The following is a 15,922-nucleotide window of genomic DNA, read 5'->3' as shown; positions in this document are numbered from 1 at the left end:
CCGATCGGGTGGCGGACTTGAACGACTCCGTTCCGGTGCGTCCGGCTCGACGGGCCTCGGGATTTCAGTGGCGGCAGGCCTGCGCCGACAATCGCGGCGTGTCGAGCATTTCTCCTTCTTCCTCTGCGGGTTCATCGGATTTGCCGGATTTGTCGGCCGGCGAAGGGTCCTTCCATCATCCGGTGGCGGCTGGCGTGCTGGTGCTGGGCCTGCTGCTGTCGCTGGTCGCCTGGTGGGTGCTGGCCCGGCATCAGGCGCAGGAGGCCGATCGTCGCTTCGAGATGCAGGTGCAGGTGCGCCAGCAGCATCTGGTGCGCCATGTCGATCATCTGCAGCGTCTGGCGCGCAGCTTTCAGGGGCTGTTCCTCGCCAGCCGGCAGGTGTCGGCCCAGGAGTTCGCTGCGCATTTCGATGTGCTGCAGGTCGCTCGCGGTCTGCCGGAGGTGCTGTCGGTGCGCTACGAGAACTGTCCTGCGGCTGCCGTCTGCCCCGGGCCGGTCTTCCTGAGCGCGAACGGCCTGGGCGCGGCGGGCCGTGATCTGCCGGCATCGCCAGGTGATGCGGCGCAGGCCGCGGCGGTCGACGAGGACAGCCGCGACCGCAACCTGACGGTCATGCATGCGCCGCTGCATCTGGCCGATGGCCGGGTGGCGCTGCAGATCAGCGCGCCGGTGTATGTGGGCGGCGAGGGTGATCCCGGCTCCGTCGAGAGCCGGCGCGAGAACCAGGCCGGCCACCTGCGGGTGCTGGTCGATGCGGCGCGGCTGATGCAGGTCAGCCGGGTGGGCGAGGCCGAGTTCGACGGACTGCGGCTCCAGCTCAGCGATGTGGGCGGGGTCGCCGATGGTCGCGCGGTCCAGCCGGTCCGCTGGGTCCATGCCGATCCCGGCGGGCTCGTGCCGGTGTCATCGCGCGATCGGCGTGATCTGACCTTCGAGGTCGGCGAGCGGCTCTGGCGCCTGAGCCTGGTCCGCCCGCCCTCCGAACCGCTGCTGGGCGCGATGCCCCTGCTGGCGCTGATGTCCGGGCTGGCGCTGACCGCCGCGGCCGTCGCGCTGGTGATGCGGCTGCTGCGGCGTGCCAGCCGCAGCGAGGCCGAATGCCGCCGGCTCGACAGCATCGTCGCCGACGATGACGCCCGGCTGCGCAGCATCGCCCGCCAGGACGGGCTGACCGGTCTGCTCAACCGCGAGGCCTTTCAGGAGCTGCTGGCCGAGCGCTTGCATCTGTGGGCGCTGCAGCCGGCCTCGGCCGGGCGGCTGGTGCTGGTGCAGCTCGACCTGGACCGGTTCCAGAAGATCAACGAGATGCTCGGCCACGGCGCGGGCGACCAGGTGCTGCTGGCGATCGGCGAGCGGCTGTGCGGGCTTGGCGGCCTGAACGGAGCGCCGAGCGGTCTGCCGGCCGAGCCGACCCTGCTGGCGCGACTGGGCGGGGACGAGTTCATGCTGCTGTTCCAGAGCCCGGTGCTGAGCGACGCGGCGGTGATCGAGACCTTGGCGCGCCAGCTCATCGACCGCCTCGGCCAGCCGTTGCAGGTCGGCAGCCACACCCTGCGCCCGGGATGCAGCCTGGGGCTGGCCTGGGTCGACGCCGGCGCGGTGGCGGACCTGAGCATCGGCGCCGACGACATCGGCCTGATGGTGCGCACCGACCGGGCGCTGCACCAGGCCAAGCGTGCCGGCCGCGCCCAGTTCCGCATCGATGCCGGGCAGGACGTGCCGGTCCCGGTCGATCAGCTTCGCCTCGAGGTCGATCTGCACCATGCGATCGAGCGGCGCGAGCTCGAGCTTTTCTTCCAGCCGCAGTTCGATGGCCGCACGCTGCAGGTGGTGGGCGCCGAGGCCCTGCTGCGCTGGCGCCATCCGCAGCTGGGCATGGTGCCGCCGGACCGTTTCATCCCGCTGGCCGAGGAGTCCGGCCTGATCGTGCCGATCGGGCGCTGGGTGATCGACGAGGCCTGCCGCCAGGCGGCCGAATGGTCGGCGCTGGCGTGCCGGCCGATCGGGGTGGCGGTGAATGTGTCGGTGCGGCAGATGCTGGGCGACGACATCGCGTCGGTGGTGGCGCAGGCCCTGCGGCGCCACGCGCTGCCGGCGCAGCGCCTCGAGCTGGAGATCACCGAGAGCCTGGCGGTGGGCGATGTCGCCCAGGCGCGGCTGCTGCTGGCGCGGCTGGCGGATCTGGGCGTCGGCGTGGCCATCGACGACTTCGGTGTCGGCTACTCCAGCCTGGCCTATCTGCGCGACCTGCCGGTGCAGCGGGTCAAGATCGACCGCTCCTTCCTGCGTCAGGTGCCGCAGGACGCCGGCAGCTCCCGGCTGGTCGGCGCGATGGTGTCGATGGCGCGGGCGCTGGAGATCGGTCTGGTCGCCGAGGGTGTCGAGACGGTCGAGCAGCTCGACTTCCTGTGCGAGCAGGGCTGCGACGCGATCCAGGGCTATCTGCTCGGTCGTCCCATCGCTGGCGACGACTTCCTGCATCGCCTGATGGCCGACGACTTCGGGCACCGCGGCAGAAATGCGGCAGCAAAGTCGTGATCTTTGGTCAACCCTGAAACACGGGGTTTTTTACGTGCAATATTCCTCTTTCGGGGCGAATCATTGATTAAATATTAAGAGTCAATCCCGCATATGCGGGTGTTCTGGCGGTGATTTTCGAGATTTTTCTAGGTACGGTGCAGATCAGGGGAATGCGACACCCGGCCCACGCAGAAAGCAAGAAGCTCGTCCGACGAGCCTCCGCGTGTCGTCAATGCACCACCAAGAAGGTCCGACATGATCCGCACGAAGATCGCCTCCCGCTTCACTGCCGCTTCCACCTCCGCCTTGCTGGCAGCGCTCCTGATCGGCGCGGCCGCGCCGGCGCCGGTCGCCGCCGAGACCCGCCATGCGGCGGTCATCACGCTCGATGGCAACTGGTACCTGCAGTCCGGCCAGGTCCGCAACGATTCCTCGGACGGCATCACGCTGACCGGGTTCTGGTACTCGATGGGCGCCCAGGAGGCCGGCATCGGGGTCTGGGAGCGCTACGAGGGCAGCCACCAGACGCTCGATCCGCTGGCCGGCACCAGCGATCACTATTCGACCGCCTACTGGAGCGGCCTGAGCCTGGACAGCGGCCAGTCGATGCGCTTCGGCGGGCTGGATCTGGACCGCATCGCCTCGACCTCGCCCGTGCGCATCGACAGCGAGACCATCGACAGCACCGGCAGCTCGCTGCGCAATGCCTATGTCGAGGTGCTGTTCAGCGACGGCCTGCGCGGTCGGGTGGCGCTGGCGGCGCAGTCCTGGAACACCACCCAGGTGCTGACGATCCAGGTGGCGTCGCCGGTGCCCGAGCCGGCGGCCGCGGCGATGTTCGGCGCCGGTCTGCTGGGCCTGGCCGCCATCGGCCGCCGGCGCCAGCAGACGACCCGTTCAGGCCGCTGGGGCTGAGACCGGTGCCGGCGCGAACTGCGTCCAGGCCTGCAGTGCCTCGGCGCAGTACATCAGCGCCGGGCCGCCGCCCATGTAGACCGCCACGCCGAGCATCTCCTCGAACTCGGCCCGTGTGGTGCCCAGGCGGACCAGTGCCTTGACGTGAAAGCCGATGCAGCCCGCGCAGCGCTGGCTGACCGCGATCGCGGTGGCGATCAGCTCCTTGTGCTTTTCCGACAGTGCGCCGTCGGCCATCGAGGCCGCAGCCATCGCGCCGAAGCCCTGCATCGTGCCCTTCTGGGTCTGGCGCAGGCTGGCGAGCTCGCGGCTGATGTCGCGGGTGAGGTCGGGATAGTGGATCTCGGACATGGCGGGCAGGGCCGGCAGCGCAGGCCCGGAGTGGTTGATACCGGCCATGGTATGTCGGGCGACGTGATCGGCCTTGATGATGGTCAAGGCGGTTGAATCCGTCGCTGTCTGTGGCCTTCGGCGGTCCGGCTGGCGGCTCGAGGCGGACTGCGGCGACAATGGAGGGTTTCCCCTTCGCCCCGCCAGATCCGCCGAGAGGGCCCGACCCGTGACCGCCTCCACCCTGACCGCGCCGCCCAGCCCCCCGAAGCTGCTGAACCAGTACCGTCCGTACTGGCCGAAACGCTTCGGCACCGCGCCCTTCCTGCCGATGAGCCGCGCCGAGATGGACCAGCTCGGCTGGGATTCCTGCGACATCATCATCGTCACCGGCGACGCCTACGTCGACCATCCGAGCTTCGGCATGGCGGTGATCGGCCGCACGCTGGAGGCCCAGGGATTCCGCGTGGGTATCATCGCGCAGCCCGACTGGAACTCGGCCGAGCCCTTCCGGGCGCTGGGCCGACCGAACCTGTTCTTCGGCGTGGCCGCCGGGAACATGGATTCGATGATCAACCACTACACCGCCGACCGGAAGATCCGCTCGGACGATGCCTACACGCCCGGCGGCGTGGCCGGCAAGCGCCCGGACCGCGCCACGCTGGTCTACACCCAGCGCTGCCGCGAGGCCTTCAAGGACGTGCCGGTGATCGCCGGCGGCATCGAGGCCAGCTTGCGCCGCATCGCGCACTACGACTACTGGCAGGACAAGGTGCGCCGCTCGATCCTGGTCGACGCCAAGGCCGATCTGCTGCTCTACGGCAATGCCGAGCGCGCCATCGTCGAGATCGCGCACCGCCTGGCCGCGCGCGAGCCGGTCGAGCGCATCACCGACGTGCGCGGCACCGCCTTCCTGCGCCGCACCGATGATGCGACGGCCGCCGGCTGGTTCGAGCTGGACTCGACCGAGGTCGACCGGCCGGGCCGCATCGACGCCTTCATCAACCCCTACCAGACCACCGAGGAGCAGGCCGCCGAGCAGGGCACGACCTGCGCGAAGGCGTCCGGCGACGCCCCGGCGGCCGACGGCGCGCAGCCGATCCGCATCGTGCCGTCGGCGCGGGCGCTGTCCGGCCGCATCCAGCTGCCGCCGCGCGAGCGCACCGTGATCCGGCTGCCGTCCTACGAGCAGGTCAAGTCCGACCCGGTGCTCTACGCCCACGCCAGCCGGGTGCTGCACCTCGAGACCAATCCCGGCAACGCCCGCGCGCTGGTGCAGCGCCACGGCGAGCGCGACGTCTGGATCAACCCGCCGCCGATCCCGCTGACGATGGCCGAGATGGACCAGGTCTTCGATCTGCCCTACGCGCGCAGCCCGCACCCGAGCTACGCCGACGAGCACGGCGGCCACGACGGCGCGACCAAGATCCCGGCCTGGGAGATGATCCGCTTCTCGGTCAACATCATGCGCGGCTGCTTCGGCGGCTGCACCTTCTGCTCGATCACCGAGCACGAGGGCCGCATCATCCAGAGCCGCTCGGAGGACTCGATCATCCACGAGGTCGAGGAGATCCGCGACAAGGTCAAGGGCTTCACCGGCGTGATCTCCGACCTGGGCGGCCCCACGGCCAACATGTACCGGCTGGGCTGCTGGTCGCCCGATATCGAGGCGGCCTGCCGCAAGCCGTCCTGCGTCTACCCGGACATCTGCACCAACCTGCGCACCGACCACGCGCCGCTGATCCGCATCTACAAGCGCGCGCGCAACCTCAAGGGCATCAAGAAGATCCTGATCGGCTCGGGGCTGCGCTACGACCTGGCGGTGAAGTCGCCCGAGTACATCCGCGAGCTGGTCAGCCACCATGTCGGCGGCTACCTGAAGATCGCGCCGGAGCACACCGAGAGCGGGCCGCTGTCGAAGATGATGAAGCCGGGCATCGGCACCTACGACCGCTTCAAGGCGCTGTTCGAGAAGTTCAGCGAGGAGGCGGGCAAGAAGCAGTTCCTGATCCCGTACTTCATCGCCGCCCACCCCGGCACCCGCGACGAGGACATGATGAACCTCGCGCTGTGGCTGAAGGAGAACGGCTTCCGCGCCGACCAGGTGCAGACCTTCTACCCCAGCCCGATGGCCACCGCGACGGCGATGTACCACTCGGGGCTGAACCCGCTCAAGGGCATCAGCCGCGACGCCGCGCGCGCCGAGAAGGTCGACATCGTGCGCGGCGAGCGCCGCCGCCGGCTGCACAAGGCCTTCCTGCGCTACCACGACCCGAACAACTGGCCGCTGCTGCGCGAGGCGCTCAAGGAGATGGGCCGTGCCGACCTGATCGGCAACGGCAAGCACCACCTGATTCCGACCTTCCAGCCCGCCACCGACGGCAGCTACCAGAGCGCGCGGCGCAAGAACTCGACGCCGGTCGGCGTCAAGGCGGCGCCGAACCGGCCGGTGGCCAAGGCCGGCGCGAAGAGCGGCGCGGCGCCGGCGGGACCGAAGATCCTCGTGCCGGGCAGCCGCGCTCAGGCGGCACCCGCGGCCAAGGCCGCGCCGAAGCCCGGCACGATCCTGACCCAGCACACCGGCCTGCCGCCGCGTGCCACCGGCACGGCCAAGCGCCGGCCGCGCTGAGGCGCAGGCCGACCAGGCCTCAGCCCTTGACCAGGCCGGTCAGCGTCAGCACGTCGAAGTGGCTGCCCTTGACCGTCTTCAGTTCGGTGATCAGGCGGCTGTTGTTCCAGCGCTCGTCGGGCGCGCCGCTCAGGTAGAAGGCGCTGCCATGGTCGGCGACGAACATGCCGTAGGTCTTCAGCGCGGTCAGGATGGCCTTGGCCTCGTTGCTGAAGGTGCTCGGGATCACGAAGGTCGACTTCAGGCGCAGCCGCGCGCCCATCGGCGGCAGCGCGGTGCTGGTGCTGCTGGAGGCCCAGTGCGTCGCCGGCGGCACGTAGGCCTTGCGGGTCTTCGGCACGGTGAAGCGCAGTGCATGGCGGATGCCGCCGGCGCCGCGCATCGCCTCGTCGTAGCGCACCAGGCCGGGAAAGATCGGCAGGCCGGCGGCGTCGGCGCTGGTCCAGCCGGCCTTGGCGGTCGGGCGGATCGTCAGGCTGTCGAGGTGGAAGACCGCGCCGCAGTCGGCCGACCAGCTGCCGTCGGCGTTGGGGAAGGCGCGGTAGAGCTCGTACAGGCGGTTGTTGTCGCGGTCGATGACGATCACATGACGATCGCCCGAGCTGCTGGCGCCGCCCTCGATCGGCGCGGTGCGCGGCACCGGGTAGGGGCCGGGCTCGCTCTCCGAGGCATAGGCGGTGAAGCGGATCGCCACCTTGGCCTGGCTGCCCGAGACCACCACATAGGGAATGCCGATCGGGCCGCCGTCCCAGGTGCCCGAGCCGAAGTCCGGCCGCAGGCTCGCGGTGCTGCCGATGCTGGCGATCATGGCCGCCGAGCCCGGATCGACCGCCGCCTTCGAGATGTCGGTGTTGAAGGCCTGTCCGGCCGGAAAGGGCAGGGCGCCGTTGAGCGCGGCGTTGTTGCCCAGGCTGGCGCCCTTCAGGCTGCCGTAGACCGGGGTGACGGTCTGCGCCTCGGCGCGGGCCGGCCACAGGCCGGGGGCGCCGCCCAGCGCGGCCAGCGCCACCAGCAGCTGGCGCCGCTGCGAGGCGGTGTGTGTCAGGGCTTCGACAGGGCCGACGGCGATCGGGGCATCGATCGGCGCATCGGTCAGGGCGGCGGAGGTGGGGGCGGTGTTCTTCATCATGGGAGCCATTGTTCCGGGGCTCGCCGCAAGTGTCTGTGTTCATGGCGTCGGGCCCGGTAAGGACCGTTTCCCGGTCGCACAATCCGCCACTGGCGCGTATCAGAGAGAAGCAAGACGTGTTTTTCGTTTTTCGGGCCCTCTTTCAGGCCTTCGAGCGGCGGGTCGATCCGTTTCCTGCCGAGGAAATCGCGCCGCCGCGCCCCGGGCTGTGGCGCTTCGTCTGGGACAGCAGCGCCGGCATGCGCGGCCACATCCTGGTGATGGCGCTGTGCACCGCGCTGATCGGTGCCTTCGAGGCCTGGATGTTCGGCGCGCTCGGCACGGTGGTCGACACGCTCGGCCAGGCCGATCCGGCCGGGCTCTGGCACACCCACCGCACCGACCTGCTGCTGCTGCTGGCCATCGTGCTGGGCAGCGTGGCGCTGGTGGCACTGCAGACGATGCTCAAGCACCAGACGCTGGCCGGCAGCTTCCCGATGCGGCTGCGCTGGAACTTCCACCGGCTGATGCTCGGCCAGAGCCTGGCCTTCTATCAGGACGAGTTCGCCGGCCGGGTCGCGGCCAAGGTGATGCAGACCGCCCTGGCGGTGCGCGACACCACCTTCATCCTGACCGACATCCTGGTCTTCGTGACGATCTACTTCGTGACGATGACGCTGCTGGCCGGCGGGCTGGACCGCTGGCTGCTGCTGCCCTTCGGGGTCTGGCTGCTGCTGTATGCGGCCTCGGTGGCCTGGTTCGTGCCGCGGCTGGCGCGGGTCGGGCGCACGCAGGCGGACGCGCGCTCGCTGATGACCGGCCGGGTCAGCGACGCCTACACCAACATCGCCACCGTCAAGCTGTTCTCGCACGCACGGCGCGAGGCCGACTTCGCCCGCAGCGCGATGGGCGACTTCCTGGTCACGGTGCACGGCCAGATGCGCCTGGTCAGCCTGTTCGAGATCGTCAACCATCTGCTGAGCATGGGTCTGATCGCCGCCACCGCCGGCATGACGCTGTGGCTGTGGAGCCAGGGCCAGGTCGGCATCGGCGCGGTGGCGGCGGCCACCGCGATGGCGCTGCGCCTGAACGGCATGTCGCATTGGGTGATGTGGGAGATGACCGGCCTGTTCGAGCACATCGGCACGGTGCAGGACGGCCTGGCCACGCTGTCGCAGCCGCGCCGGGTGGTCGACCGGCCGGGCGCGGGCACGCTGGCGGTGCCGCGCGGCGAGATCCGGCTGGAGCAGGTCACCTTCGGCTACGGCGGCGCGACCGACGCGCCGCTGATCCGCGATCTGGACCTGCACATCCGTCCGGGCGAGCGGGTCGGCCTGGTCGGGCGCTCCGGCGCGGGCAAGTCGACGCTGACCAACCTGCTGCTGCGCTTCCATGACCTGCAGGGCGGGCGCATCCTGATCGACGGTCAGGACATCGCCGCCGTCACCCAGGACAGCCTGCGCGCGCAGATCGGCATGGTCACGCAGGACACCTCGCTGCTGCACCGCTCGGTGCGCGACAACATCCTCTACGGCCGCCCGGACGCGGGCGACGCCGAGATGATCGAGGCCGCGCGCCGCGCCGAGGCCGACGGCTTCATCCGCCAGCTCTCCGACCCGTCCGGGCGCAGCGGCTACGACGCGCAGGTCGGCGAGCGTGGCGTCAAGCTCTCGGGCGGGCAGCGCCAGCGCATCGCCATCGCCCGGGTGATCCTGAAGGACGCGCCGATCCTGCTGCTCGACGAGGCCACCAGCGCGCTCGACTCCGAGGTCGAGGCGGCGATCCAGGCCAGCCTGGACACGCTGATGCAGGGCAAGACGGTGGTGGCGATCGCGCACCGGCTCTCGACCATCGCGGCGATGGACCGGCTGGTGGTGCTCGACCGCGGCCGCATCGTCGAGCAGGGCGATCACGCCACGCTGCTGGCGCGCGGCGGGCTCTATGCCCGACTCTGGGCGCGGCAGAGTGGCGGTTTTCTGGGTGAAAATGAAACCTGATGTATCGGCGTCCGGATTTATCCGGTAATTCGTCCTCAAGTTCCGGTTGATCCCGGCGGGTGGGGCGGTGGTGCGTGGGTACACTCGTTCCTGCAGGTTTCTTCATAAATCGATCACCAGACGGTACCGACTCGCTCTCCACAATGGCCGCATCCTCCCCGGCAAATCCGTCGAACGCCTTCGACCTGAAAAGCGCCTCGCTGGCGCTGGTCGCGCTGGTGCTGCGAACCACCCGTCTCGACGAGCTGGAGGCGCAGTTCGAGGCGCGCATCGCGCCGTCGGCCGACTTCTTCAACCGCGATCCGGTCGTCATCGACCTGACGCATGTGCGCGATCAGGTCGAGCTGGTCGACTTCGCCGGTCTGGCCGCGCTGCTGCGGCGCTACAGCATGGTGCCGGTGGCGGTGCGCTCGGGTTCGCCCGAGCAGCTGGAGGCGGCGCTGGAAGCCGGCCTGTGCGAGGCGCCCGATTCCGGCGCCGACCTGCCCCATGCCCGGGTCGCGCCGCCGCCGGAGCCGGTGGTGCCTGAACCTGAGCCTGAGCCGGTCGCGCCGATCGAGACCGCGGCGGACGCCGCCGATGCGGACACGCCGTCCGAGGACGAGCCGGCGGTGCCGGTGCCGACGCTGCTGGTGGTCGACCGGCCGCTGCGCTCGGGCCAGCAGGTCTACGCGAAGAATGCCGACCTAGTGGTGCTGGCGCTGGTCAGCCACGGCGCGGAGGTGATCGCCGACGGCAGCATCCATGTCTACGCGCCGCTGCGCGGCAAGGCGATCGCCGGTGCGACCGGCGACATCAGCGCCCGCATCTTCTCGACCTGCATGGAGCCGGAGCTGATCTCGGTGGCCGGCATCTACCAGACCACCGACCCGCCGCTGCCGGCGGAGGTGCGCGGCAAGGCCGCGCAGGTCCGGCTCGACGGTGACACGCTGGTCATCGAGGCCATCAAGGCCTGAAGCCCCCACAAGGGCTGCAGGCGGGACAACGACAACAGACAAAGACGAAGAAAGGACCACGACGGATGGCCAGGATCATCGTAGTGACCTCCGGCAAGGGTGGAGTCGGCAAGACCACGACCAGCGCAAGCTTCGCGTCGGGGCTGGCGATGCGGGGGCACAAGACCGCAGTGATCGACTTCGATGTCGGTCTGCGCAACCTCGACCTGATCATGGGCTGCGAGCGTCGGGTCGTGTACGACCTGATCAACGTGATCAACGGCGAGGTCAATCTCCACCAGGCGCTGATCAAGGACAAGAACTGCGAGCACCTCCATGTGCTGGCGGCCTCGCAGACCCGCGACAAGGAGGCCCTCAACAAGGAGGGTGTCGGCCGCGTCTTCCAGGAGCTGGCCGAGCAGGGCTTCGAGTACATCGTCTGCGACTCGCCGGCCGGCATCGAGACCGGCGCGATGATGGCGATGCACTTCGCCGACGAGGCGCTGGTGGTGACCAATCCCGAGGTGTCCTCGGTGCGCGATTCCGACCGCATCCTGGGCATGCTCAGCTCCAAGACGCTGCGCGCGATCGAGGGCCGCGAGCCGGTCAAGGAGCATCTGCTGATCACCCGCTACAACCCGAGCCGGGTGCAGGGCGGCGAGATGCTGTCGCTGGCCGACATCAACGAGATCCTGCGCATTTCTCTGATCGGCGTGATCCCGGAGTCCGAGGTGGTGCTGCAGGCCTCCAACCAGGGCGTGCCGGTGATCCACATGAACGGCAGCGACGCCTCCGAGGCCTACAAGGACGTCGTGGCGCGCTTCCTCGGCGAGGACAAGCCGATGCGCTTCATCGATGTCGTCAAGCCCGGCTTCTTCAAGCGGCTCTTCGGCGCGAGGTGACCCGATGGGGTTTCTTTCCTTCATGCTCGGCGAGAAGCAGAAGTCCGCGACGGTGGCCAAGGAGCGGCTGCAGATCATCCTGGCGCACGAGCGCAGCTCGCGCAGCTCCAGCCCCGACTACCTGCCGGCGCTGCAGCGCGAGCTGCTGGCGGTGGTGACCAAGTACGTCGCGATCCATCCGAACGACGTCAAGGTCCACCTCGAGCGCCATGACAACCTCGAGGTGCTCGAGGTCAAGATCGAGCTGCCCGAGTCGCCTCAGCGCTGAGCGCCGGCCTGGCAGCGCAGCACCGTGCCGACGCCGCGCCGTCCGCACGGTGTCCAGGCCTGCAGGTCGGGATGCGGCGTGCCCTGCAGGTCGATGTCGGCCTGCACCGTGTCCCAGTCGCGCACGCCCTGTGCATCCACCGTCATGCGCAGCAGCCAGCCGCGGCGTGCTGGCGCGAAGTCCTCGAAGCCGTCGAAGACGAAGTTGCCCAGGCTCCAGACCACTGGCCGGCCGGCCACCAGGTCGGCGCCCTGGGTGACATGCGGGTGGCCGCCGACCACCGCGTTGGCGCCGGCCTCGATCATGCGCCGCGCCAGGCGGCGCTGTCGCTCGCCCGCTTCCGGCTCGCGCTCCCAGCCCCAGTGCATGAAGGGAATCACCACGTCGGCGCCGGCCTGGCGTGCGGCGCGGATGTCGGCCACCACCTGCGCGTCGTCGCTCCAGGCCACGCCGGGCGTGGACGGGCCGGCGCGGAAGCTGCGCGGCTTGAACTCGTCATAGGCCAGCAGCGCGATGCGCAGCCCGGCGCGCTCGATCCACAGCGGCCGGTGCGCCTCGCGCAGGTCGCGCCCGCCGCCGAAGGGCGTGATGCCGGCCGCACGCACCCGCTCCAGCGTCTCGACGAAGGCCGCCGGGCCCTGGTCGCCGGCATGGTTGTTGGCCACCGACAGCGCGTCGAAGCGGCCCTGCAGCACCCGCAGCGTCGCCGGTTCGGCCCGGAAGCTGTAGATCTTGTTCGGCAGCGGCGTGCCGCGGGTGGCGACCGGGCATTCGAGGTTGCCGATGCGCACGTCGGCCTGGCGCAGCAGCGCGTCGAAGGGCGCCAGCGGGTCGCCGCCGGCGGCGATCAGCCGCCCCGGCCCGTCGTCGAGCATCAGGTCGCCGGCGAAGATCAGGCGCACGCGGGCGTCGGGGGCGGCGCGCCGGGCCGGGCGCGGAGCTGCCGCTGGCCGGGGCGGTGGTGGCAGCGGCGTGGCGGTGCGCTCGCAGGCGTACTGCAGCTCGCCGTCGCGCAGCGGCTCATGCACCCGCTGCCAGCCGGTGAAGCCGCCGTCGGCCGCAGCGGCCGAGACACGCTCCGGCAGCCGGAAGCGGCCCTGGTGCAGCGGCAGCGGCGACTGCTCGGCGTCGCGGTCGGCATCGGTGTCGATGCGCAGCTCGATCCGGCGGCCGTCACGCTGCAGCACCGCGCGCCACAGGAAGTAGGATCCGACCGGCTGCGTCGGCGTGGCCAGCGCCTCGGCGCGCTCGTCAAGCTCGACGACGCGGGTCTCGCCGCCATAGTCGACATGGCAGCGCACCAGCGGCGCGGCACCGGCCGCGCCGGCCAGAGCGCTGGCGGTCAGCAGCAGGGCGGCCCGGCGGGCAGACCGGGCCATCATCATCGGCATCGTCGTTGTCATCGGGAGGATCTTCATTATGGGCGCAGGCATCACGCAACGGGCGGCGCGCATCTTCGCACTGTCGTCGGCGATCCGGGGCGGCCGGGTGCTCGGGCTGGGGCTCGGGCTGGCGCTGGCCTGGGCGCTGTCGGGCTGCGATGCACAGCGCGAGGCCCGGCTGCAGCCGGGTCAGGCCACCGAGCAGGAGGTGCTGCGCGAGTTCGGCACGCCGGTGACGATCCAGGTGCGGCCTGACGGCCTGCGCCGGCTGGAGTTCTCGGCCCAGCCCGAGGGATCGACCAACCATGTCGCCACGATCGGCACGGATGGCCGGCTGGTGCAGCTGCGCCAGCTGCTGCAGCCCGAGAGCTTCGCGCAGATCCGCCCCGGCATGACGGTCGAGCAGGTGCGCGAGCAGCTCGGCCCGCCGGCGCTGAAGGAGGCCTATGCGCTAAAGAAGGAGGAGGTCTGGGACTGGCGCTGGCAGGACGGCCCGACGCGGCGCATCTTCCGCGTGACCTTCGACTTCGACGGCCGGGTGCTCTCGGCCGCGGCGATGGACGATCCGCGCGATCTCTACCGCTGAGTCCGGTGGCAGCGCGCCGATGTAGCTCGGCGCGGGCTCCTCGGCCTGTTCGACATAGCGCCAGTCCTCGCCGACCGGCTGCAGTCCGGCCGGCACCGGCGGGGCCGGCGCGATGGCGCTGCCGGCCAGCGCGCTGGCCATGAAGTCCATCCAGCTCTGCCGTGCCAGCGCGACCGGGTCGAAGGCGCCGGCATCGGGCGCCAGCGTGGCGGCGCGGCCGATCCAGGTCACCGTGACCAGCCGCTGCTGGTAGCCGGCGAACCAGCCGTCGCCCTGGTCGGAGCGACCGGCCCGGGCGAACAGGTCGGGGCGCTGCAGCCGGTCGAGCACCGGCGCGGCCTGGCCGGCCAGCAGGTGATCCTTCAGCAGCGTGCCCATCAGGAAGGCATTGCGGGCCGGCACCATCCGCTGGCCGGGATCATGCGGGGGCAGCGCGGGCGGGCGGTAGATCACCACGCCGGAGGCGTCGGTGATGCGGTCGACGAAATTGGGGGCGACCGGATCGCCGCCGTCGCGCGCCAGCACGCTGTAGGCGCGGGCGAGCTGCATCGGCGTGGTGCCCGCCTGGCCGGAGGCCAGGGTCAGGTCGCTGGGCAGCCGGTCGCGGTCGAAGCCGAAGCGCTCCAGCCAGTCGCGGGTCGTGTCGATGCCCACATGCCGCAGCCGCTGCACGGCGGCATGGCGCGCGTCGATCAGCTGGGCCTGGCGCAGCGTCAGCACCCGGGCCTCGCCGGCTGGCGCCTGCGTCAGGGTGGTGCCTTCCTCGGGCAGCGGCGCGTCGCTGATCAGGCTGTCGGGCATGACCCCGTGCTCGAGCGCGGCCGAATCGATGAAGGGCTGCAGCGCCGAGCCGGCCGGCCGCCAGACCGCGGTGGCCCGGTCCAGCGCGCTGCGGTGATGGTCGAAGCCGCCGACCAGCGCGCGCACCCGACCGTCGACCGGATCCAGCGCCACCAGCGCACCCTCGGCCTGCGGCCATTGCGCCAGGCTCCAGAAGGTGCCGCCATCCTCGCGCTGCAGGCGCTCGAGCCGGATCACCGCGCCCCGGCGCAGCGCGGGCGTGCCCGGCGGCGCCTCGTGCAGGCGCTGCAGGCCGATCGGCCCGAGCGCCACCGCCCGCCCGTCGGCCAGCCGCGCCTCCAGACCGTCGACCCGCACCGTGGTCACGACCGCCAGACGCAGATCCTCGTCATCGCGCCGGTCGCGCAGCGCCTGCGCGGCGATGCGGTCGAGCGCGCTGCCCTCGACGCCTTCGGGCAGATCTTCCTGACCTTCCGGGCCGCGCCAGGGGCGAGTGCGCTCCTGGGCCATCAGGCTCTGGCGCAGCGCGGCATGGGCGGCGCGCTGCTCGGCCGCGGTCACGGTGGTGTAGATCCGGTAGCCCTGGGCATAGACCGATTCGCCCAGCCGCGCCGCCGCCCAGCGCCGCGCCATGTCGGCCAGATGGCCGGCCTGGACCTCGGTCTGGCTGGGGCGTCGCACCACCAGCACCTCGGCCTCGGCGCTGGCGCGCTGCGCGGCGCTGATCAGGCCGTCGCGCTCCATGCGCTGCAGCACCTGGCGCTGCCGGGTGCGTGCGCGTTCCGGGTTGACCACCGGATTGGCCCAGGCCGGGTTCTGCGGCAGGCCGGCGAGCATCGCGGTCTCGGCCAGCGTCAGCGCCTGCAGCGGCTTGCCGAAATAGGTCCGCGCCGCCGCGGCGAAGCCGTGGCTGCGCTGGCCCAGGTCGATCTGGTTGAGGTAGAGCTCGAGAATGCGCGGCTTGTCGAGCTCGCGCTCGATGCGCAGCGCCAGCAGCGCCTCGCGCAGCTTGCGCTCGAGCGTGCGGTCCTGGTTGAGGAAGAAATTGCGCGCCACCTGCTGGGTGATGGTCGAGCCGCCCTCGCGCAGCTCGCCGCCGAGGTTGGCCAGCATCGCGCGCGCGATGCCGATCGGGTCGATGCCAGGGTGGCGCAGGAAGCGCCGGTCCTCGACCGCGATGACCGCCTGCTGCAGCAGCGGCGGGATCTGCGCGATCGGCACGAACTCGCGGTTCTCCTCGCCGAACTGGGCGATCGGCACGCCGTCGGCGGTGAAGACCTGCAGCGGCTGCTGTGGCTGGTAGTGCAGCACCCGGTCGAGCGCGGGCAGCTGCGGCCACAGCCGGGCCACCGCGATCGCGACCGCCGCCGAGCCGGCCAGCAGCAGCAGCGTGAACAGCACCGCCAGGGTGAGCAGGATGCGGCGGCAGGACAGGACGAGAGACTTCTTCGTCACGACAGACGGGCGAGCCCGGACCTCTCGATGGTGAAACGATGCAAGCTGAGCACTGTAACCGCCTGTACCGCTTCCCGACCTCGGCCAAGGCA

Annotated in this window: 11 protein-coding genes and 1 pseudogene; 8 read left to right on the top strand and 4 right to left on the bottom strand. The window is 70.8% G+C overall.

What is annotated here, in order from left to right; all coding sequences use genetic code 11:
* Positions 1 to 149 precede the first annotated feature (149 nt).
* Positions 150 to 2,540, top strand: a complete 2,391-nt coding sequence (locus tag BW996_RS08380; protein ID WP_051631928.1) for a putative bifunctional diguanylate cyclase/phosphodiesterase — start codon at positions 150 to 152, stop codon at positions 2,538 to 2,540.
* A 237-nt stretch (positions 2,541 to 2,777) separates the two neighbouring features.
* Entirely contained in the window at positions 2,778 to 3,437 is a 660-nt protein-coding gene (locus BW996_RS08375) for a PEP-CTERM sorting domain-containing protein (RefSeq protein ID WP_037482063.1), read from the top strand.
* Here BW996_RS08375 and BW996_RS08370 read toward each other — a convergent pair.
* On the bottom strand, positions 3,420 to 3,788 hold the full coding sequence (locus tag BW996_RS08370; RefSeq protein WP_037482132.1) for a carboxymuconolactone decarboxylase family protein: 369 nt from the start codon (positions 3,786 to 3,788) through the stop codon (positions 3,420 to 3,422). The two genes, BW996_RS08375 and BW996_RS08370, sit on opposite strands and share 18 nt — an antisense overlap.
* 208 nt (positions 3,789 to 3,996) lie before the next feature.
* Here BW996_RS08370 and BW996_RS08365 point away from each other — a divergent pair, with 208 nt between their 5' ends.
* Positions 3,997 to 6,396, top strand: a complete 2,400-nt coding sequence (locus BW996_RS08365) for a YgiQ family radical SAM protein (protein WP_051631929.1) — start codon at positions 3,997 to 3,999, stop codon at positions 6,394 to 6,396.
* Positions 6,397 to 6,415: 19 nt separating this feature from the next.
* Here BW996_RS08365 and BW996_RS22105 read toward each other — a convergent pair whose 3' ends face one another.
* Positions 6,416 to 7,525 (bottom strand): hypothetical protein, encoded by a 1,110-nt coding sequence (locus BW996_RS22105; protein WP_051631930.1) that lies wholly within the window; start codon positions 7,523 to 7,525, stop codon positions 6,416 to 6,418.
* A 116-nt stretch (positions 7,526 to 7,641) separates the two neighbouring features.
* Between BW996_RS22105 and BW996_RS08355 the strand changes: the two genes are divergently transcribed.
* The 4 genes from BW996_RS08355 (at position 7,642) to minE (ending at position 11,606) form a co-directional block, all read left to right on the top strand.
* Positions 7,642 to 9,501: an ABC transporter ATP-binding protein gene (locus tag BW996_RS08355; protein WP_037482066.1), complete on the top strand. Its 1,860-nt coding sequence runs from the start codon at positions 7,642 to 7,644 to the stop codon at positions 9,499 to 9,501.
* A 143-nt stretch (positions 9,502 to 9,644) separates the two neighbouring features.
* Positions 9,645 to 10,457: a septum site-determining protein MinC gene (minC, locus tag BW996_RS08350; RefSeq protein ID WP_037482069.1), complete on the top strand. Its 813-nt coding sequence runs from the start codon at positions 9,645 to 9,647 to the stop codon at positions 10,455 to 10,457.
* Between the two features lie 65 nt (positions 10,458 to 10,522).
* A complete protein-coding gene (minD, locus tag BW996_RS08345; protein WP_037482072.1) occupies positions 10,523 to 11,338 on the top strand; it encodes a septum site-determining protein MinD in 816 nt (271 codons plus the stop codon).
* Between the two features lie 4 nt (positions 11,339 to 11,342).
* Complete coding sequence (minE, locus tag BW996_RS08340) at positions 11,343 to 11,606, top strand: cell division topological specificity factor MinE (RefSeq protein ID WP_037482075.1); 264 nt, start codon at positions 11,343 to 11,345, stop codon at positions 11,604 to 11,606.
* Here the strand turns inward: minE and BW996_RS21900 are convergent.
* Positions 11,597 to 13,009: a CapA family protein gene (locus tag BW996_RS21900; protein WP_241461970.1), complete on the bottom strand. Its 1,413-nt coding sequence runs from the start codon at positions 13,007 to 13,009 to the stop codon at positions 11,597 to 11,599. The two genes, minE and BW996_RS21900, sit on opposite strands and share 10 nt — an antisense overlap.
* Positions 13,010 to 13,025: 16 nt before the next feature.
* Between BW996_RS21900 and BW996_RS22100 the strand changes: the two are divergent.
* Positions 13,026 to 13,469: pseudogene (locus tag BW996_RS22100) on the top strand (hypothetical protein); the annotation flags it as partial.
* Here the strand turns inward: BW996_RS22100 and BW996_RS08325 are convergent.
* Positions 13,440 to 15,830 carry a penicillin-binding protein 1A gene (locus BW996_RS08325; protein ID WP_076458841.1) on the bottom strand — a complete coding sequence of 797 codons (2,391 nt, stop codon included), beginning with the start codon at positions 15,828 to 15,830 and terminating at the stop codon, positions 13,440 to 13,442. The pseudogene BW996_RS22100 and the gene BW996_RS08325 overlap by 30 nt on opposite strands.
* Positions 15,831 to 15,922 lie beyond the last annotated feature (92 nt).

Origin of the sequence: Sphaerotilus natans, from assembly GCF_900156335.1 — a bacterium.
Taxonomy (GTDB): domain Bacteria; phylum Pseudomonadota; class Gammaproteobacteria; order Burkholderiales; family Burkholderiaceae_C; genus Sphaerotilus; species Sphaerotilus natans.
Note: the sequence above shows the minus strand (reverse complement) of the source record. Positions and strands in the feature narration are given on the sequence as shown.